Origin of the sequence: Mucilaginibacter rivuli (assembly GCF_019391655.1) — a bacterium.
Taxonomy (GTDB): domain Bacteria; phylum Bacteroidota; class Bacteroidia; order Sphingobacteriales; family Sphingobacteriaceae; genus Mucilaginibacter; species Mucilaginibacter rivuli.
In genome coordinates, this window is sequence record NZ_JAHXPQ010000003.1 from 122,054 (window position 1) to 139,959 (window position 17,906).

20 protein-coding genes are annotated in these 17,906 nt (G+C 42.1%); 8 read left to right on the forward strand and 12 right to left on the reverse strand.

Annotated features, from left to right (window positions below; genetic code table 11):
* Positions 1-65 precede the first annotated feature (65 nt).
* Positions 66-866 (forward strand): energy transducer TonB, encoded by an 801-nt coding sequence (locus KXQ82_RS19945; protein WP_219487621.1) that lies wholly within the window; start codon positions 66-68, stop codon positions 864-866.
* Positions 867-901: 35 nt separating this feature from the next.
* Complete coding sequence (locus KXQ82_RS07785; protein ID WP_219487622.1) at positions 902-1,318, forward strand: energy transducer TonB; 417 nt, start codon at positions 902-904, stop codon at positions 1,316-1,318.
* A 104-nt stretch (positions 1,319-1,422) separates the two neighbouring features.
* Here KXQ82_RS07785 and rpmA read toward each other — a convergent pair whose 3' ends face one another.
* The 9 genes from rpmA to KXQ82_RS07830 all read right to left on the reverse strand — a co-directional run bounded on the left by rpmA (position 1,423) and on the right by KXQ82_RS07830 (position 8,097).
* Entirely contained in the window at positions 1,423-1,866 is a 444-nt protein-coding gene (gene rpmA / locus KXQ82_RS07790) for a 50S ribosomal protein L27 (RefSeq protein ID WP_219487623.1), read from the reverse strand.
* 51 nt (positions 1,867-1,917) lie between these two features.
* A complete protein-coding gene (rplU, locus tag KXQ82_RS07795) occupies positions 1,918-2,226 on the reverse strand; it encodes a 50S ribosomal protein L21 (RefSeq protein ID WP_219487624.1) in 309 nt (102 codons plus the stop codon).
* A 310-nt stretch (positions 2,227-2,536) separates the two neighbouring features.
* Positions 2,537-3,037: a hypothetical protein gene (locus KXQ82_RS07800; protein ID WP_219487625.1), complete on the reverse strand. Its 501-nt coding sequence runs from the start codon at positions 3,035-3,037 to the stop codon at positions 2,537-2,539.
* A gap of 60 nt (positions 3,038-3,097) precedes the next feature.
* A complete protein-coding gene (locus tag KXQ82_RS07805) occupies positions 3,098-3,817 on the reverse strand; it encodes a Dph6-related ATP pyrophosphatase (protein WP_255563517.1) in 720 nt (239 codons plus the stop codon).
* Positions 3,818-3,848: 31 nt separating this feature from the next.
* Positions 3,849-4,304, reverse strand: coding sequence for a putative signal transducing protein (locus KXQ82_RS07810; protein WP_219487626.1), 456 nt, complete (start codon positions 4,302-4,304; stop codon positions 3,849-3,851).
* Positions 4,305-4,312: 8 nt separating this feature from the next.
* Positions 4,313-4,735, reverse strand: a complete 423-nt coding sequence (locus tag KXQ82_RS07815) for a putative signal transducing protein (RefSeq protein ID WP_219487627.1) — start codon at positions 4,733-4,735, stop codon at positions 4,313-4,315.
* A 49-nt stretch (positions 4,736-4,784) separates the two neighbouring features.
* Complete coding sequence (locus KXQ82_RS07820; RefSeq protein WP_219487628.1) at positions 4,785-5,507, reverse strand: head GIN domain-containing protein; 723 nt, start codon at positions 5,505-5,507, stop codon at positions 4,785-4,787.
* 49 nt (positions 5,508-5,556) lie between these two features.
* Positions 5,557-7,449, reverse strand: a complete 1,893-nt coding sequence (locus tag KXQ82_RS07825) for a RecQ family ATP-dependent DNA helicase (RefSeq protein WP_219487629.1) — start codon at positions 7,447-7,449, stop codon at positions 5,557-5,559.
* A gap of 45 nt (positions 7,450-7,494) precedes the next feature.
* Positions 7,495-8,097 carry a hypothetical protein gene (locus tag KXQ82_RS07830; protein ID WP_219487630.1) on the reverse strand — a complete coding sequence of 201 codons (603 nt, stop codon included), beginning with the start codon at positions 8,095-8,097 and terminating at the stop codon, positions 7,495-7,497.
* A 353-nt stretch (positions 8,098-8,450) separates the two neighbouring features.
* Here KXQ82_RS07830 and KXQ82_RS07835 point away from each other — a divergent pair, with 353 nt between their 5' ends.
* From KXQ82_RS07835 to KXQ82_RS07850, 4 genes are all read left to right on the forward strand, one after another.
* Positions 8,451-8,957: a hypothetical protein gene (locus KXQ82_RS07835; RefSeq protein WP_219487631.1), complete on the forward strand. Its 507-nt coding sequence runs from the start codon at positions 8,451-8,453 to the stop codon at positions 8,955-8,957.
* Between the two features lie 107 nt (positions 8,958-9,064).
* Positions 9,065-9,619: a hypothetical protein gene (locus KXQ82_RS07840; RefSeq protein WP_219487632.1), complete on the forward strand. Its 555-nt coding sequence runs from the start codon at positions 9,065-9,067 to the stop codon at positions 9,617-9,619.
* Between the two features lie 12 nt (positions 9,620-9,631).
* Positions 9,632-10,177, forward strand: a complete 546-nt coding sequence (locus KXQ82_RS07845) for a hypothetical protein (protein WP_219487633.1) — start codon at positions 9,632-9,634, stop codon at positions 10,175-10,177.
* Positions 10,178-10,353: 176 nt separating this feature from the next.
* Positions 10,354-13,587 carry an amidohydrolase family protein gene (locus KXQ82_RS07850; protein WP_219487634.1) on the forward strand — a complete coding sequence of 1,078 codons (3,234 nt, stop codon included), beginning with the start codon at positions 10,354-10,356 and terminating at the stop codon, positions 13,585-13,587.
* Between the two features lie 373 nt (positions 13,588-13,960).
* On the opposite strand, the gene KXQ82_RS07855 is transcribed toward KXQ82_RS07850, so the two are convergent.
* The gene (locus KXQ82_RS07855; RefSeq protein ID WP_219487635.1) at positions 13,961-15,175 is read right to left on the reverse strand and encodes a BaiN/RdsA family NAD(P)/FAD-dependent oxidoreductase; all 1,215 of its coding nucleotides are present in this window, start codon (positions 15,173-15,175) and stop codon (positions 13,961-13,963) included.
* On the opposite strand from KXQ82_RS07855, the gene KXQ82_RS07860 reads away from it, so the two are divergent.
* Both KXQ82_RS07860 and KXQ82_RS07865 read left to right on the forward strand, forming a co-directional pair.
* The gene (locus KXQ82_RS07860; protein ID WP_219487636.1) at positions 15,174-15,782 is read left to right on the forward strand and encodes an NADH-quinone oxidoreductase subunit A; all 609 of its coding nucleotides are present in this window, start codon (positions 15,174-15,176) and stop codon (positions 15,780-15,782) included. The two genes, KXQ82_RS07855 and KXQ82_RS07860, sit on opposite strands and share 2 nt — an antisense overlap.
* On the forward strand, positions 15,775-16,269 hold the full coding sequence (locus KXQ82_RS07865; RefSeq protein WP_219487637.1) for an NADH-quinone oxidoreductase subunit B: 495 nt from the start codon (positions 15,775-15,777) through the stop codon (positions 16,267-16,269). Before KXQ82_RS07860 ends, KXQ82_RS07865 begins: the two co-directional genes overlap by 8 nt.
* Before the next feature lie 71 nt (positions 16,270-16,340).
* On the opposite strand, the gene KXQ82_RS07870 is transcribed toward KXQ82_RS07865, so the two are convergent.
* Positions 16,341-16,934: a fasciclin domain-containing protein gene (locus KXQ82_RS07870; RefSeq protein WP_219487638.1), complete on the reverse strand. Its 594-nt coding sequence runs from the start codon at positions 16,932-16,934 to the stop codon at positions 16,341-16,343.
* A 245-nt stretch (positions 16,935-17,179) separates the two neighbouring features.
* Positions 17,180-17,701: a fasciclin domain-containing protein gene (locus tag KXQ82_RS07875; RefSeq protein WP_219487639.1), complete on the reverse strand. Its 522-nt coding sequence runs from the start codon at positions 17,699-17,701 to the stop codon at positions 17,180-17,182.
* Between the last annotated feature and the right edge of the window lie 205 nt (positions 17,702-17,906).

Below are 17,906 nucleotides of genomic sequence, written 5' to 3' on the forward strand. Positions count from 1 at the left end.
GTATTATACAGGTAAGAACAGTGTGAATTGCGCAAGCATCATTTATTTTTAATACATTAGTAATTGTGAAAAGGTACTTGCCCCTGCTGCTTTTATTTTACATACCCTTAGCTTTAAAAGCGCAAAAAGATACAGTAGCGCAAAAGATCAATAAGCTGCCTTATGTTCGTGTGGATGCCGACCCAAAGTTTCCCGGCCAAACATTCGAAAAATACCTTACGGACCATATTCTACTACGTACTTACTCAAAAGCTGTTAATTATGGCAATGCGGTAGTAGCTATAAAAATAGAAAGCAATGGTTCGGTATCAGATACAAAACTATTAAAAACCCTATCGCCCGATGTGGATAAAGAGATATTGCACATTATAAACACATCGCCAAAATGGAAGCCTGCAATTGCAAACAACAGCCCCATAGGCGTTTATGTAGTATTTAACATTGCCATTTCGGCTCAGGGTCCGTTGCAGGCCGCAATACCCAAAAAGCAGATCAGCATTACCCCGGTTACCATGCAAAATCCGGCACCTAAAGCACCTCCAAAACCCAAAATAAGACCAGTTTCTACAATACCCGAATTTCCCGGAGGCGATGATGCCTTTGGCAAGTACCTTGGTGCAAATATTGTTTATCCGGCAAATGCCAGAAAGGCTAAGGTAGAGGGCATTGTACTTATCGCTTTTGTGATAAACAATGATGGAATAGTAGGCCAAACCCGTATCATCAATTCACCATCGGCCGATCTGAGCGAAGAGGCTGTAAGAGTGATTAAGGCATCGCCCAAATGGAAACCGGCTACCGAAAATGGCAAGCCTGTTGAAGGCACCCGCACCATACCGATCAATTTTAAGCTTCAAAATAATTAATAAAACAATATCCGCCTTAAATTACTTTTATCTACATGACCAGGTATTTCCCACTCTTATTATTATTCTTGTTTTCATCCGCTTTAAAAGCGCAAACCATAAATGTAATTAAAACAGGGCCACCGCCTGCAATTAAGGCTATTGATGTTGAGCCGGAATTTCCGGGTGGTACTAAAGCATTTTATAAGTACATATCCAAAAGCATCACCTTCCCTGCCGATGTTGATCCCGAACAGGTACAGGGCATAATAACTTTAAGTATGGCCATTGAAAAAGATGGCAGCCTTACCGATATTAAGATACTAAAAGGGCTTACAGAAACAATGGACGTAGAAACCCTGCGAATAATGAAAGCATCGCCACGATGGAAACCAGGGATGCAGCATGGAAACCCCATCAGGGTACGTTATACGTTTAATATTAACTATTCGTTGGTCGGGAAAAAGAAATGATTGAACAAACATAGCGGGGTTCTAAAACCCGTACTAAATTGATCACAACAAAAAAGGCGTCACGATAATATCGCGACGCCTTTTTTGTAATGTTATATTGCTAATTAAGCTTCTGCTTCTTCAGACGGAGCTGCAGTTTCAGTAGCCGGAGCTTCTGCAGCTGGTGCTGCTTTTTTAGCTTTAGGTGCTTTAGCCACAGGTGCTTCTTCAGCAACAACTTCTGCAACCGGGGCAGCTTTCACTGCTTTTTTTGCAGCAGGCTTAGGTGCAGCTACTTCTGCAACTGGTGCAGCCTCGAAAGGAAGTACAGATACGTATGAACGGTTATCTGCTTTCTTTTTGAAAACTACTGTACCATCAATCAAAGCAAATAATGTATGATCTTTACCTATACCTACGTTTTTATCAGGGTTATGTGGGGTACCACGCTGACGAACGATAATATTGCCGGCAATTGCTGGCTGACCGCCAAAAATTTTAATACCTAAACGCTTGCTATGTGACTCGCGACCGTTTCTGGAACTACCGGCCCCTTTTTTGTGTGCCATTTTATTTTCTTTTATGATCCGTCAAATGACAGATCGTTGTTTTAAATTAAATTATAACGAAATACCTGTGATCTCGATCTTGGTGAATTGTTGACGGTGACCGTTTTTCTTTTTGTAACCTTTTCTGCGTTTCTTTTTGAAAACGATTACTTTATCACCTTTTAAATGAGACACGATCGTAGCTGTAACTTTAGCGCTTTTCAAATCGGAACCCAATTTTACTCCACCTTCGTTTTCTGCTAACAATACCTGGTCAAATTCAATACTAGCGCCCTCATCACCTTGTAACCTGTGTACAAAGATCTGCTGGTCTTTAGCAACTTTAAATTGCTGTCCGGCTATACTTACTATTGCGTACATTGTTAATTATTTATATTTATTTAAAATGAGGTGCAAATATATGGTTTTAGTTTTCAAATAACAAGAGGGATTTTAATATTAGTTGATTAAGTGAGATGTTTATTGGGTGAATGGTTATCATCTATTATGCACAAATCAACTAATGAACAAATAAACCAATTAACTAATTTGGGCGTTGCCTGCGGCCCGCGCTATCCGTTCCAAGTCCTCATTCAGCTGATAGAAGCCTCATTCCGGGCTTTCCACTGCTATCGCTAACGCGGGATTGTGGTTAAATAAAATCCGAAATCGAACATCCGAAATCAAAAAACTATCTTTTCTCTGCTTCTTCCAGGCGGGTTTGTATTTGTTTAATGAGCAGGTCGGCAGCCTCTTTTAACTTGGCATTATCATTATAAGCTGCATTGTATAGTACGGTTTTGCTTTTACGCTTGTAATTGAACTGGATATAATATTTAGGCGCTTTATCAAAACCGGGGGTTAAGCTATCTGCATCAATATGTGCCGGGAAATCCCAAAAACCAAGGTCGGCCGCTTTGCGGTGCAATATCACCAGATCGTTATCATTCAATTTTAAATGTTTATGAATGATCGAATCGTGCGCATTGACGAACTGGTAATCTCCCGTTTTTGAATTGTAGGTATTTTTCAGGCTGTCGCCATCTCCATATTTAAACACGATCGAATCGAACTCAGTAAATTTATAGGGTGCGTTTTTTATCATCATACCGTAATAGTAAAAGCAATACAGCAAAAACGGAACAACGATACTTAATATAAAGAATATCTTTTTTGAACGGAGAGAAGCCATGAGCGCATGTTAATTAAAATGCAAAAGTAAAAATTAAATAGAACCCGCAACCTTTAAATATCAAATGGCTAACAGATCGCAATACCAAAAGCCCGATATGGTTGTTGAGGGATTAGATGAGCCACAGGTATCATCGGCATTTTTTGGCGCCTCGTATTCTTTAAACACCTTCTCCCCTGTTTTGTAGGCAATTGGCGATGAAAATATCGGCCCTTTAAACGCGAAGGTATGGAACTCGCCGTTCTCGCCGCAAACATCAACTTCGGGTGGCAGGTTATTTATAAGCTCCCTGGTTATCTCTTTCCCAACAAAATCGCCGAGCCAGGCTTGTGTACAGGCTATTACAGTGCCAAAGCCCAGGTCAATAAACTCGTTTATCAGCTCATGAGTATCGCGCTTCCATAACGGGTATATACCCGTCATACCGGCTTCGGCCAAACGCTCATCCCTGTACTTTTTAAGGTCTTCCAAAAAGATATCGCCAAATATTGCGTGCGTTATACCCTCTTCTCTAAATTTTGCCATGTGCAGGCGCATGGTATCATCATACTCCTTCATTCCGGGCATTTCGGGCAGGCGTATCTGGTATAAGGGTATACCAATGCGCTCGGCCTGCAGCAACAGCAATTCTTCGCGTACACCATGCATAGATACCCGGTTCATGGCATCATTAACTGATGTAACCAGGTATTTTATTTCGATATCGGGGTTTTGAAGGCAGTGGTATAGGGCTAATGAACTATCCTTACCACCGCTCCAGTTGAAGATGCATTTTTTCAATGATCGAATGATTGATTTATTGAATGATTGATTATTGTTGTTCAAAATCTTTACCGCAATTAAAACAGTGCCAGGCTTTGCGCGTACCAAATGGTTTAAGCGCGATTGCCGAAAAAAGAGCCATTACAGCCAATAACATCGACCACCAATTATACTGCCTATCAATAGTGTAGCCATAGCGCACATTAGTTGAACTACAATTTGAACAAGTTATACCGTACGGATTTTTATCAGGCATTATCACCGGGCCTTCATTATCAGGTGCAACACTTTCGCTCAAAATTGCTTCGCAAGCTGCTATATCACGCTCAAATACTTTGAGTTTTATGCCGCCCGCGGCGATATTATAAAATGGATTGAGGGTTGATATATTCTCGTCTTGTATAAAGCAGTTAATACCTGCATCTTCCAGCCGGGAACGCTCAATGTGCGCCAGCATGGGGTCGTAATACGTGCGAAAGGTTACAATAGGTTCTTCCTTGGCCATAATTGGGGTCAAATATCAAAATCTTTCCCGCAATTAAAGCAATGCCACTCAGGGTCATCGCCCAGTGGGATACTTTTAAATAACGAATCCATGGTTTTGGTAAGCCAGTTGGAATCATCGGGGGTAGATAACTTATTACGCACATTATTAGAGCCGCAATTAGGGCAAATAACAGCGGTGTCTTCATCAGTAACGGGCTCTACGGTTAATTCAGCATCTTCTGCAAGTATGGCTTCGGCCTTTTCCACATCGCGCTTAAACACCCTTAGCTTTATACCACCGGCAGCGTTACTGTAAATAGGATAAACACTCATCATGTTATCATCAACAGTGCAGGGTATCCCGCTTTCTTCCAGCCTGGTGCGAATGATATGCGCCAGCATCGGATCATAATACGTACGGAGGATAACTATTGGTTCTTCGTCTTCCATGAGTTTTCTATTTCACAGATCTATAGTACTTTTTATTCCCCTTTAGGGGCTATTCTATCTCTTTTAATGAGCCTACACCAGATTTGTTATTACTGATGTTTTTAGGATTACCGCGGTATTCAATATTGGAAGCACCGCTGCTGTTAATGCTCAGATCGTTCAATACATTGATCTTAAAGTCGGTAGCGCCGCTGCTTTCAATTTTGTATTGACTAACTACAAAGTTCAACGCATCAACCTGCCCTGAGCCACTTAAATTTATTTTATGTGATACGGCCTGCCCTGTCAGGCTAAGGTCGGTTAAACCACTGCCAGTAGTGCTTACCTTATCTGCATTAAGGTCCATATTTATTTTTGCCACGCCCGAAAGATCAAACTCAAAGTCTTTAGCCGTTATTTTGCCTGCTGATGTTAATTTCACCTCTCCGGCGGTTTTAATGGCCGACAAATTTTTAGTACTGATACTCACAACAATCTGCCCTGATGGGCAGATGCCGCTTTCGGTTTTAACCTCAAGCTTATCGCCGCTAACATTGGTTTTGATCTCCTTCATCAGGTTATTATCAGCTGTAATTTTCACCGATGAAACACTGTCTTGTTTAACAGTTACCACAAACGGCCCCGAAATGTCAATTTTAGAAAATACGCCTGCATCACGTGTTTCGGTAGCGGAAATACCCGAGCCTTTTGTACAGCCCGAATGGCATGATGAAAATATGTTTGCGACAGCTAATACCGATAAGGCAAAAGCAAAGAGTTGAGTTTTTTTCATGGTTTTTTATGTGTTATAAAGGTATAACATTTACAGCGAGAATAGTTTGCTATAAATAGTAATGTTCGCCATCAGTTTTAATCTTACCGGCATCTAACAGCGTCCTGATGACTGTTATTCGCTCTTTCTCATTACCTGCGGTTACCGATCGTATCAGAGAATCAAGGTTCATCCTGTCGGTGCTTAGCGCCCGCGCTATTTCATCCGTGATCAGGTCAGCAGTATTAAAACTGCTCTCGCGGCGTTTCTCGTCCAGGCAAACATCGCAGATACCGCATTTGTGGGCATTATGTTCATCAAAATAAGCCAGCAATAGCTGGCTGCGGCATTGGCTTGTTTCGGCGTAATTAAACATAGCCTCCATTTTTTGCCTGAACACCTCTTTACGCTGCTCCAGATACCGTTTATCTATCAGTACATCTTTTATATTAAGCCGTTCGCTTAAAAAAGTAACCTGGGGCTTATCTGTTTGTGGCAAATAATAAAGCAGCTCCATTTGTTGCAGTTGATTTAACCCCTCTATTATTTGCTGCACGCTGGTATCCATACGTTTTGCCAGGTCAAACTCGCGGATGTTCACATAGTTTTCAAATGCCCCGGCGTATGAGCGCAATAAGGTTTTCACAAAATTATCCCAGCCACGGTTTTGGATCTGGAAATTGTACAGGTCCTCGTTCATTACCCTGAACCTGAAACGCGACGGTAAAAAAACGCTTTCGGTAAAAGCCACTAACTCACTGCGTTCTAAAAACTTAAGCGCATTGAGCGTCTTTATCGGATCGAATTGGAACTTAGCGCAAAAATTGCCAATATCAAGGTCAAAGTTAATGCCCTCGCCTGCTCCGTATGCCAACTGGTAATAGTTGCACAGGTTATGGTAAACTTTTTTTATCTCATCAACCGTAGGGAAGCTCAATTCGAACTTTTTAGCGAGCTTATGCCTGTCGCCCTGGTTATATAGTAATACGGCATAGGCCTTTTGTTCATCGCGACCCGCACGGCCGGCCTCCTGGTAATAGGCTTCAAGACTTTCAGGAATGTCTTTATGAATAACAAAGCGCACATCGGGTTTATCAATACCCATCCCGAACGCGTTTGTGGCAACTATGATACGGGTACGGCCTGTTTTCCAGTCCTCTTGCCTGCGCGAACGTTGGGTTGCCTCTAATCCCGCATGGTAATAGTCGGCAGAATAGCCTTCCTGGTTTAATATCCGGGCAATATCAACGGTTTCTTTACGGCTGCGAACGTATATGATACCTGTGCCTTTAACACCATTTACAATATCCAGCATTTTTTGCTGCTTATTTTCCTGCTGCTGTACCACATAGGCTACGTTTTTACGCTCAAAACTCTTTTGGAAAACGTTGTTTTCTTTAAAATTCAGCTTTTGCTGGATATCATCACGCACGGTAGCGGTAGCAGTGGCCGTTAAGGCCAGTACAGGTACATCCGGGTGTAATTCGCGCAGATCGGCAAGGTGCAGGTATGGCGGGCGGAAATCATATCCCCATTGTGATATACAATGCGCCTCATCCACCGCGATGAGGTTAACCTTCATGTAACGGATACGCTCCTGCACCAGTTCGGATAACAAACGCTCGGGCGAGAGGTACAGAAATTTAACATCGTTGTAAATAGCTTTATCCAAAGCCAGGTCAACCTCGCGCTTGCTCATGCCCGATACTATAGAAATGGCATTAATGCCTTTTTCTTTCAGGTTTTCTACCTGGTCTTTCATCAAGGCTATTAATGGCGATATGACAATGCATATCCCCTCTTTAGCTAAAGCGGGCACCTGGAAACATACAGACTTACCTCCGCCGGTAGGGAGCAACGCCAGGGTATCGCGACCTAAAAGCACAGACTGGATGATCTCTTTCTGTAAAGGGCGAAAATGATCGTGTTTCCAATAATGTTTAAGGATTTTCTGTATGGTCATTTGTACTAAAATGACCCGAATATATGAAAAATAGGCGGCAGCAGCTTAGTTGCCCAAATCGATCTTGTACACCAGCCTGAGACTCAGGAAACTTTTCAAAAACAATTCACCAAAAACATCGGTCTGGTTATAGGCTTCATACCGCAAACCAAGATCAAGTGCACCTTGCCCGAACGGGACAGCCACTCCAATACCCGGCGCGTATGTTAGCGTGGTTTTAAAACTGTTTGAAGCATTGACTATACCACCGGCCTCACCTTCAACATAAAAGTTTTCGCCCCAATAGTATTTTAAACCGGCCTTAACAGGAATAAAATAGTACACCCTTTCGGTATAGGTATTTGGTCTGCCCAAAATATGACGTACTGTTTGATCTGAAAGAAAAGCCGTTACACCTGTTGTTGCTGTAAAGTTGAGGTTTGATTCCATATTATAAAACGGATGCTCATACCTGCTCACAAAGCCAAGGCCTATTTGGTATGGTGCATATTGCTGTGTGCCGTCAAATTGTTTGGCAAAAGAACCATTGCCTTCAAAACCAAAACTTAAGGATTTGCCGATAGTTACAGGCGAACCACCATATTGCGCAAAAGCGGGTTGAACAAACTGCAAACAAAAAATAAAAGCCGCGGCGCAAAATAATTTCATAGAAAATAGTATATATTATATCGGGGTGTACTATTCAAAAACAATGCCTCACATACCCCACATTGATATTTCAGTCAATTTTACGATATTTTTTGGGAAAGGGTTTGTTTTTATTGCGCAAAGCCTCATGTTTTGGTATTATGTTTAATTAACCTGTGGAATTAAATCCCCTTTTCATATAAACCCTTCCACAATAAAATATCCCTTTATCAACTTTTAATAAAGGGATACAAATCATTTTATTATTAAATAACGTATCAGAGTAATATTTAACCTTAATTGATGCATGGTACATGGTATTGGTATGATTATGGAATAAGGCTCAATGACTTTATAGTTAAGATATTCTAACAATGAAAAAATTATTACTTATCATTTGTGTTTGTTTAATAGCAGCGGCATTTACATCTTGTAAAAAAATAGCCGAGCTTGAAACTGTTAACAGTACAACTTTTGGAGCCGGCAATTACCTGGTAAAAAAAGGTACCGTAGCTGTTACCACGCCGGATACTACATATGTATTTACTGCTCCTGCCGATCAGATCATCTTTTCGGGCGACGGTAACTATTTTAACATTAATTGTTACCGCGACAATACAACCAGCCTGAGCATTACCTCTACAGATAAAGCGGTTAGCAATGCTATCACAAATATTTATGAAGTACACCTGTTTGGGATGTATAAAAATACCGCGCAGGTTTATACCAATATTACAACAACCAATATTGGCACCATAACCTTAGGTGAGGTTAATTTAGGCGAAACAGCCGCTAAGGGAACCTTTATTGCCACTGCAGGTAATGGCGCTACCGCCACTGCAAAGATCACCGGGACATTTGATCTGCGATTGAATAAGTAATATAATCACCCGTAATAATTAGCTTAAAGGGCGATGAGTTTTAAATTTATCGCCTTTTTTGTGTACCTTAACCGTGATTTTTAAAATCACAATAAAAATAAAAGATCATGAGATCGTTATACATTCTGTTAGCCGTTATTATCACTATCGCTTTTGCATCATGCGGTAAAAAGAACAGTGCCGATCCGGCCGATCCTAATGCTAACTTTACTACCGTACCCGATACCGGCGGCTATCAAATAAAAACAGGTACCGTTACAGTTACCTCGCCGGATAGTACTTATTCTTACGATGCGACTAAAGACTACGTAGCTATTTACGGTAATACCACAAAATACTACATTGTGTGTAATAACATTAAAAACGAATTACTATTCATTCAGGCCGCGGCAAAACCAACCCTGTCTGCACCAGCCGCGCTCGAATTGGTGCAGCTTACCGGCGTACCGCTCAGGTTGGGTTATTATTATATAAACGTATCCACTATTAACCCTACTTTTGGTACAATCAGCTTAACTAATTATAACACCAATGCAGTGGCGGCATCGGGCAGCTTTACAGCCAGCCTGAATAAGGTTTATAATAACACCTACACATATGTAAATGCCAACAATTACACTGTTTCGGGCACATTTAACCTGAAATTGAATCCGAAACAGTAATTGGGTATAAATATGAAGCCGCTATTATTTTGTTTATGTATTGGTTTTATTATTGGCTTGGGTTCATGCAGCAAAAGCTCGGTTGATAGTAATACCAACTATTCGCTTGTACCCGATACCGGGGTATACATCGTTAAGGCCGGAACCATTACCGCTGTTTCACCGGACGGCACTTACATTTTTAACGGGGAGAAAGATAATATCACGCTCTACCATAGAAAAGATAAAAAAAATCCTGAAATATGGAGTATGTATTGTTATGGCAGCACAGGTGGTGGTTTTGAGATAGATGCTCCGGTGGTACCTACAACAGGAAACTCTGCTTTAAGCCTTTCGAGGCTTTACGTGCCGCCGCCACAAAATCTAAACTACTATTACTATTCATATTCCAACACTAACGCGGGCACAGTAACCATGAACACCTATAATTCTAATGGCGTAGCTGCTTTGGGTACCTTTACTCTGAACGTTGGAACATACTTAAACTCTTATTCAAGATTAGGATTTACAAATTACACCATCACCGGTTCGTTTGACCTGAAGTTGAACGCTAAATAACGCATCGTTTGCATATCAAAAAATAGCGGTGGGTTTAAAATCCACCGCTATTTTTTTGATGCCTAATTTCATAATGATTAACTGGCTTTCCGATAATTGTAAAATTTATGATCGTGATTAAAACCCGCGCTACAAAACCTTAAATTAGCCGTTCATAAAACTGCCCTTATAACAAAATGAAAAAACTGACCCTGCCACTGCTCCTGCTGCTATACATCAATACACAAGCTCAAAAATGGAGCGTTGATAAAGCACCGGAGCAATCCAAAAAAATAAGTTTCACTACCGACGAAGGCACCTGGATGGACCTTGATGTTAGTCCGGATGGTAAAACTATTGTTTTTGATATGCTGGGCGATATTTATACCATGCCCATTACAGGTGGTAAAGCTACGCTTATAGCGGGTGGACGTAGTTGGGATGTGCAGCCAAGGTTTAGCCCCGATGGGCACCTGATCAGCTATACCAGCGACCGTGATGGCGGCGATAACATATGGACAATGTATACCGATGGCAGCAACAAACGCGCCATTACCAAAGAGAATTTCAGGCTATTAAATAATGCCAGCTGGACACCAGACGGGCAATACCTGGTGGCACGCAAGCATTTTACAGCTACCCGCAGTTTGGGCGCGGGCGAAATGTGGTTATACAACAAAAATGGCGGCGATGGTGTACAACTTACCAAACGCAAAAACGACCAGCAGGATGCCGGCGAACCCGTAGCATCGCCGGATGGCAAATACATTTACTGGAGCGAAGATGATACCCAAGGGCCCGGTTTTCAATATAATAAAGATCCATACTCGGGTATATACGATATAAAACGCCTCAACCGCGAAACAGGGAAGATCGACATCGTTGCCGGTGGTTCGGGTGGTGCCTGCAGGCCACAACTATCGCCTGATGGTAAGCTGATGGCTTTTGTAAGGCGGGTGGGTTTAAAAAGCGTACTGTACCTTAAAAATTTGGATACCGAAGAAGAATGGCCCGTTTATGACGGCCTGAGTAAAGACCAGCAGGAAACCTGGGCGGTATTTGGCGTATATCCCAACTTTGCCTGGACACCCGATAGTAAAAACATTGTTTTTTACGCCAAAGGCAAAATATGGAACCTTGATATCAACACGCTTAATGCCGCGCAGATACCTTTTGAGGTAACGGCAACACAAACCATAACTGATGCCTTGCACTTCCAGCAAAAGGTTTACCAGCCTGAGTTTACAGCTAAGATGATTAGGGAGCTAACAACATCGCCTGATGGTAAACGTGTAGCATTTAACGCGGCAGGTTATATTTATGTAAAAGACCTGCCAAACGGTGCGCCACAGCGCATAACCGCCACCTCCGATTTTGAGTATGAGCCACAATTTAGCCCGGATGGTTCAACCTTGGTTTACGTAGATTGGACGGATGAGTTAAAGTCGTCGATAAATACCATTAACCTGGCAACCAAAATTATTACCCGCCTTACCGTGGATAAAGGTTTTTATTACTCGCCAAAATTTTCCAACCGTGGCGATAGGATCATCTACCGCAAGGGTGTGGGCAATGAAGTGCTGGGATATTTTTATGGTAAAGACCCGGGCATTTACATCATCCCGGTAACGGGCGGAAAACCACAAATGGTGATTAACAATGGCATACGCCCTGAGTTTTCGGCTGATGACAGCAAGATATATTACCAAAGCTCAGAAGGTGATAAAAAAGCTTTCAAGGTAATGGATGTAAGCGGCGCTAATCAAAAAACGTTATATACTTCTACTTACGTCACGCAATTTGCACCAAGCCCGGATGGTAAATGGATGGCTTTTACCGAACTGTTTAACTGTTACCTTACCCCTATGGTAAGCACCGGTAGCCCGCAAGATCTTTCTGCAAGCAATAAAGCTTTACCATTAAATAAGCTAACCCGCGATGCAGGCACCTATATACATTGGGCCAAAGACAGTCAGCGCCTGATGTGGACATTGGGGCCAAAATATTTTTCGAGAGAGGTACGTTCGGCATTTCCTTTTGTTAGCGGAGGGGCGGATAAAGCACCGGCAATTGACACCGCGGGTATAGAGATGGGGCTGAAGTTAAAAACGGATATACCTGACGGTAAAATAGCCTTTAAAAACGTACGTATTATTACCATGAAGGGGGATGAAGTGATCGAAAAAGGAACGATCGTTATCGACCAGAATAAGATAGCTGCGGTTGGTAAGGCTGCAGATGTGAACATCCCGGCTGATGCCAAAGTGTACGACCTGAACGGCGAAACCATTATGCCGGGTATTGTGGATGTGCACGCGCACCTGCATACCAGCCCCGATGGTGTTTCGCCACAGCAGGATTGGAGTTATTTTGCTAACCTTTCATACGGTGTAACTACCGCTCATGATCCGTCGAGCAATACCGAAATGGTGTTCAGCCAGTCGGAAATGCTAAAAACAGGTAATATGGTTGGCCCAAGAGTGTATTCAACGGGTACAATTTTATATGGCGCCGATGGCGATTTTAAAGCTGTGATAAATAGTTTAGACGATGCAGTATCGAGCTTGCGCCGGTTAAAAGAAGTGGGCGCGTTCTCTGTTAAAAGCTATAACCAGCCCCGCCGCGAGCAGCGCCAGCAAATTATTGAAGCCGCACGCCAGTTAAAAATGGAAGTAGTACCCGAGGGTGGTTCTACTTATTTTACCAACATGAATATGGTTGTTGACGGGCATACGGGCATTGAACACAACATACCGGTTTTACCTGTTTACAAGGATGTTAAAACCCTTTGGAATGAAAGCCGGAGCGGTTATACGCCCACCCTTATTGTAGCTTACGGTGGCTTGTTTGGCGAAAATTACTGGTATGACCGTACCGAGGTTTGGAAAGACCAGCACCTGCTTAACTTTACCCCCCGCAGTATTATTGATGCCCGCTCGCGCCGCCGCCCTACAGCCGAGTACGGCGATTATAACCATATCGAAATATCAAAAGCAGTAAAAGCAATAGCCGATGGCGGCACAAAGGTAAACCTGGGTGCCCACGGGCAATTACAAGGCCTGGGCGCGCATTGGGAGTTATGGATGCTGGCACAGGGTGGCATGTCGCCGTTGCAGGCCATACGCTGCGCCACCATGAACGGGGCGAATTATCTGGGTATGGATAAAGAGATAGGATCATTAGAAGTTGGTAAACTGGCAGACATGATCGTACTGAACCAAAATCCACTGGAAGATATCCGCAACAGCGATAAAATAAAGTACGTTATGCTGAACGGCAGACTGTACGATTCGGAATCGATGAACGAAATAGGCAACCATGAAAAACCCCGTCAGCGTTTTTGGTGGCAGCTAAACCGTGGCGATATTGCTAATTTACCTTTAGAGAATATCGAAACATACCTGTTTACCACCCAGGATGGGGAGCAATAAAAAAGAGCTGCAAATTGCAGCTCTTTAATTTGGGATATAAATTCAATTTAATTAGTAGGAAAAGGGATATTATTGATGAACTGTAACAACAGCCAACTTTTTAGCTTTTTGCGCCCTGAAGTAAAATACAATACGAGTAATAACAAATGCAATAATCATTTTGTAGCCTTTTTAGTGGTTAATTAATATTCAATAAATCAGGGTTAGGTGGCCTTTTGCAACAAAGACGTTACGAATATACTGACTACTTCGTCAGCATGCAAATTTTTTTGAAATTTATTTTCCTCGCGATTAAACCTTTTATAAAAATTATAGTATACCTAACTTACAGCAAGTTAAACGTTATAAAATTAAAAAAGGTTACGCGGTTTATTTATAAACCCTGTGCTATAACAAAACCGCTTGCCCAGGCCCACTGAAAGTTATAGCCACCAAGCCAACCGGTAACATCCACACACTCGCCGCCAAAATAAAGGCCGGGTATTTTTTTAGATTCAAGCGTTTTTGATGAAAGTTCATCGGTTGATATGCCGCCACGCATTACCTCGGCTTTATCATAGCCCTTATCGCCCGCAGGCTTTACTTTAAAGTTGTGGATAAGGTTATCTATGGCTTCCATATCTTGTCGCGTAAGCGAGGCCAGGTTCTTGTCAACAGGTAAAAACTTACTTAACGCATCGGCAAATTTTCGGGTATATAAATTAGCCAGTAAACCTGCCAGCGGGCGCTTGCCGTTAGTTTGGCGCTCTTGCGCTATCAGTTCGGTAATGTTTTGGTGTGGAAGCATATCCAGTTCGATACTTTGTCCGGGCCGCCAGTATGATGATATTTGTAGAATAGCCGGGCCGCTCAGTCCCCAGTGTGTAAACAGGATATTCTCTTCAAAACTGATCTCATCGTTTGATACACGGCAAAAAATAGTATTCCCCGATAATGCTTCGTACCATTCCTGGTCTTTACCGGTAATAGTGAGCGACACTAATGCTGGTGCGGTTTCGGTGAGTTTTAAACCCAGGTTACGCGCGGTGCGCAGCCCAAAATCAGTAGCACCCATTTTGGGGATAGGCAGGCCACCTGCTGCCATTACCACTTTTGGAGCAAAGAGTTGCTCTTCCCTCCCGTTGCGTTCATAAGTTATGGTAAAACCACCATCGGTTTGGGTTATGAGTTTTACTTCGGTATCACACCATATCTGCTGCTCCAGATCATCACATAGCGTGGTAAACACATTAACAATGTCTTTTGCATTATTTGTCGTCGGGAATAGCTGGCCAAGCGTTTTCTCCTGTCCTTCAATACCATAAGTTTCAAAAAAAATAATGGTATCCTCTACCGTCCATTGCGAAAATGCCGATTTACAGAAGTGCGGGTTTGCCGATATAAATTGCTGATCGGTGGCGTACATGTTAGTGTAGTTACAACGCCCGCCCCCACTGATGAGTATTTTGGCGCCGGGCTTGTCGTTCTTTTCGAGGATAAGTGTTTTTTTGCCAAGGTATCCGGCCTGAACGGCACACATTAAACCGCATGCGCCACCGCCTACAATTATTGCGTCGAAATAAGTTTGTTTTTTTAGATTTGTAGCCATGGGCGATTTACCGCAAATATCAGAATTTGGAAAGATACTCCTGTTTTTAATTATCGGTTTTATACTGGTGGGCTCAACTTTCTTTGTAAGCAAGCTCATCGCGCCTAATAACCCTAACCCCGAAAAACTAACATCATATGAATGCGGTGAAGAACCGGAGGGTAACAGCTGGATGCAGTTTAATCCAAAGTTTTACGTTATCGCGCTGATATTTCTGCTTTTTGATGTGGAGATGGTATTTATATTCCCCTGGGCAACCGTATTTGGCAGCCATGAATTGATAGCGGCCGACACGCGTTGGGGCTGGTTCAGTTTAACCGAAATGTTTGTTTTTGTTGGGATATTAATATTAGGATTAGTTTACGTTTGGGTAAAAGGCGATCTGGAATGGGTAAAAGGAAATCCTGTTAAACCCGTTGTTGATACCAAAATACCTGCATCGCTATATGAAAAGCTGAACATTGAGCAAAGCAGTTATAAAGTAAAAGCATTTACGATAAACATGAAACCTGAATTGGAAACCGCTCCAACAACTGCTGCTGAAGCACCTGCCGTAAGGAAGCCCATGTTTAAACCAACCTTTAAAAAACCTGCTGCCGATGAATAACGAGACAATGAACCAGGGTGGTGATGTTATTGTTACCAAATTAGATGACCTGATGAATTGGGCGCGCCTGTCATCATTATGGCCGCTAAGTTTTGGTATTGCCTGCTGTGCGATAGAAATGATGGGATCAATGGCATCTACTTATGATCTGGACCGCTTTGGCGTATTCCCGAGGCCGTCGGCAAGGCAGGCCGATGTAATTATCATTGCAGGTACGGTTACTTTTAAAATGGCCGAACGCATTAAACGCTTGTACGAGCAAATGCCGGAGCCTAAGTATGTGATATCAATGGGCTCGTGCTCCAACTGTGGTGGCCCCTACTGGCAGCACGGCTACCATGTAGTTAAAGGTGTTGACAGGGTAATACCTGTTGACATTTACGTACAGGGCTGCCCCCCGCGCCCCGAAGCGCTTATTGGCGGCATATTGGAATTGCAGAAGAAAATTGAGGGCGAAAGTTTAAGCGCCATGACTTCCAAGGCATAAAAAAATGCTATCCCAAATAGCCAAAAGGTTAAATTGGAATAGCATTAGATAATTACGGAATCAGTTTACTATTACATGCTTTGCTTATTGGCAGGCATCAATATATTATTGATACCGTTTACCACGCCATTGCTGGCTTGCAGATCATATAGAATAACCTCTGCCACGTTACCATTAACATCAGTTAATTGCAATGTACTTTTAGGGCTGATGGATAGTTTCAGTATTTGTCCGTCAATGGTGGTCAGTGTTGCCTTTCCCTTGCCAGCGCTCAATGCTTTAATAATTTCGGCCTTGCCGTATTTACCGGCCACTACATGGGTTTTCAATATACCCGATAGCTTGGTGGTATCTTTCATCAGGTTATCCTGAGCATCGGCAGGTAATTTGGCAAAAGCCGCGTTATTGGGTGCAAAAATTGTGTAAGGCCCCGCGCCCGAAACACTGGCACTCAGGTTACCTGCTTTTGCAGCTGCAGCTGCGGTAGAATAATCAGGATTGCTTAACAATGTCCTTACAACATCGCCAATGCTATCTGTTTTAACCGTAGTTGTGGTAGTAACGGTTGTTGTTTTACGGCTGGTGTCTTGCGTTTGTGCAGAAACGCTTTGTGTGGATACGGAAATGATCAGCAATGCTGCTACGCTCAAAATTGACTTTTTCATAAATTGTTTTTTGAATCAATAAATTGGTGAATGCGTAGCGTTTTTGTTCTATACGATCTGTATTTTTTTGCTTAATAGTTAAATTACAAACGCCAAATTTTAGAAATTGTTGGCAAAAAAAATCATTTATTCAATTAAATGAATGAGTATCAGTCGAAAAAATGTAGGTAAGTAGCCTTAATAAAACCATCATCCAATAAAAAGCCCGGACTTTTTAAGCCCGGGCTCTAAATTATTATGGTTAATTACTTACCTATAATCAGTACGTTATCAATACCATGTATAACGCCATGCGGATCCATAATATCAAACTTCAGGAAGAACGCCTGGTTGCCTTTGGCATCTATCAGCTCTAACTGGTTATCTTTAGTACGGGTTAGTTTTATGGTTTGGCCTAAAAGGTTTGTGAATGTTGCCTTACCTTTACCTAAACCCAATTTTTTAATAATATCTGCTTTGGTAAATTTACCTTTAACAATATGTGCCTTTAATACATTAGCCAGTTTTACAGGGTCGCTGGTTAAGCTATCTAATTTACCCCCGGTCATATTCCTGAATATTGCATTGTGCGGCGCGAAAACAGTGTAGGTACCTACGGCCTTTAAAGTTGCGTCCATATTAGCGGAACGCACCAGGCTGGCATATTTATAATAATCAGACTCATCGCCTATACCGCTTAATAATTGTGGAGGCGTAGTTTGCGCAAAACTTGATTTAACAGTTACAACCGAGGTAATGATGAACAATACAAAAAATAGTTTTCTCATTGATTTTAGAAATAGAATAACAGGTTTATTGAAAATTTTTTAACAAAAGGACAGTTTAAATATAGAGACAACTAAAATAGTCAGAAGTTTGATATGGCAATAACTGTAATATAAATTTTACCTGCCACAGATAATAAGTCTTTACATTTCACATTAAGTTAACATTGGCGCATTGCCTGTCATTGTAAAATATTTTACATTCGTT

Bases quoted from the DNA above. Each gene is read 5' to 3' on its own strand.
- KXQ82_RS07815 (WP_219487627.1), bottom strand. From the start codon at position 4,735: ATGGAAGACGAAGAACCAATAGTTATCCTCCGTACGTATTATGATCCG.
- KXQ82_RS07830 (WP_219487630.1), bottom strand. From the start codon at position 8,097: ATGAAATTATTTTGCGCCGCGGCTTTTATTTTTTGTTTGCAGTTTGTT.
- KXQ82_RS07865 (WP_219487637.1), top strand. From the start codon at position 15,775: ATGAATAACGAGACAATGAACCAGGGTGGTGATGTTATTGTTACCAAA.
- KXQ82_RS07860 (WP_219487636.1), top strand. From the start codon at position 15,174: ATGGGCGATTTACCGCAAATATCAGAATTTGGAAAGATACTCCTGTTT.
- rpmA (WP_219487623.1), bottom strand. From the start codon at position 1,866: ATGGCACACAAAAAAGGGGCCGGTAGTTCCAGAAACGGTCGCGAGTCA.
- KXQ82_RS07855 (WP_219487635.1), bottom strand. From the start codon at position 15,175: ATGGCTACAAATCTAAAAAAACAAACTTATTTCGACGCAATAATTGTA.
- KXQ82_RS07825 (WP_219487629.1), bottom strand. From the start codon at position 7,449: ATGACCATACAGAAAATCCTTAAACATTATTGGAAACACGATCATTTT.
- KXQ82_RS07810 (WP_219487626.1), bottom strand. From the start codon at position 4,304: ATGGCCAAGGAAGAACCTATTGTAACCTTTCGCACGTATTACGACCCC.
- KXQ82_RS07785 (WP_219487622.1), top strand. From the start codon at position 902: ATGACCAGGTATTTCCCACTCTTATTATTATTCTTGTTTTCATCCGCT.
- KXQ82_RS07845 (WP_219487633.1), top strand. From the start codon at position 9,632: ATGAAGCCGCTATTATTTTGTTTATGTATTGGTTTTATTATTGGCTTG.
- rplU (WP_219487624.1), bottom strand. From the start codon at position 2,226: ATGTACGCAATAGTAAGTATAGCCGGACAGCAATTTAAAGTTGCTAAA.
- KXQ82_RS07800 (WP_219487625.1), bottom strand. From the start codon at position 3,037: ATGGCTTCTCTCCGTTCAAAAAAGATATTCTTTATATTAAGTATCGTT.
- KXQ82_RS07870 (WP_219487638.1), bottom strand. From the start codon at position 16,934: ATGAAAAAGTCAATTTTGAGCGTAGCAGCATTGCTGATCATTTCCGTA.
- KXQ82_RS07835 (WP_219487631.1), top strand. From the start codon at position 8,451: ATGAAAAAATTATTACTTATCATTTGTGTTTGTTTAATAGCAGCGGCA.
- KXQ82_RS07875 (WP_219487639.1), bottom strand. From the start codon at position 17,701: ATGAGAAAACTATTTTTTGTATTGTTCATCATTACCTCGGTTGTAACT.
- KXQ82_RS07820 (WP_219487628.1), bottom strand. From the start codon at position 5,507: ATGAAAAAAACTCAACTCTTTGCTTTTGCCTTATCGGTATTAGCTGTC.
- KXQ82_RS07850 (WP_219487634.1), top strand. From the start codon at position 10,354: ATGAAAAAACTGACCCTGCCACTGCTCCTGCTGCTATACATCAATACA.
- KXQ82_RS07840 (WP_219487632.1), top strand. From the start codon at position 9,065: ATGAGATCGTTATACATTCTGTTAGCCGTTATTATCACTATCGCTTTT.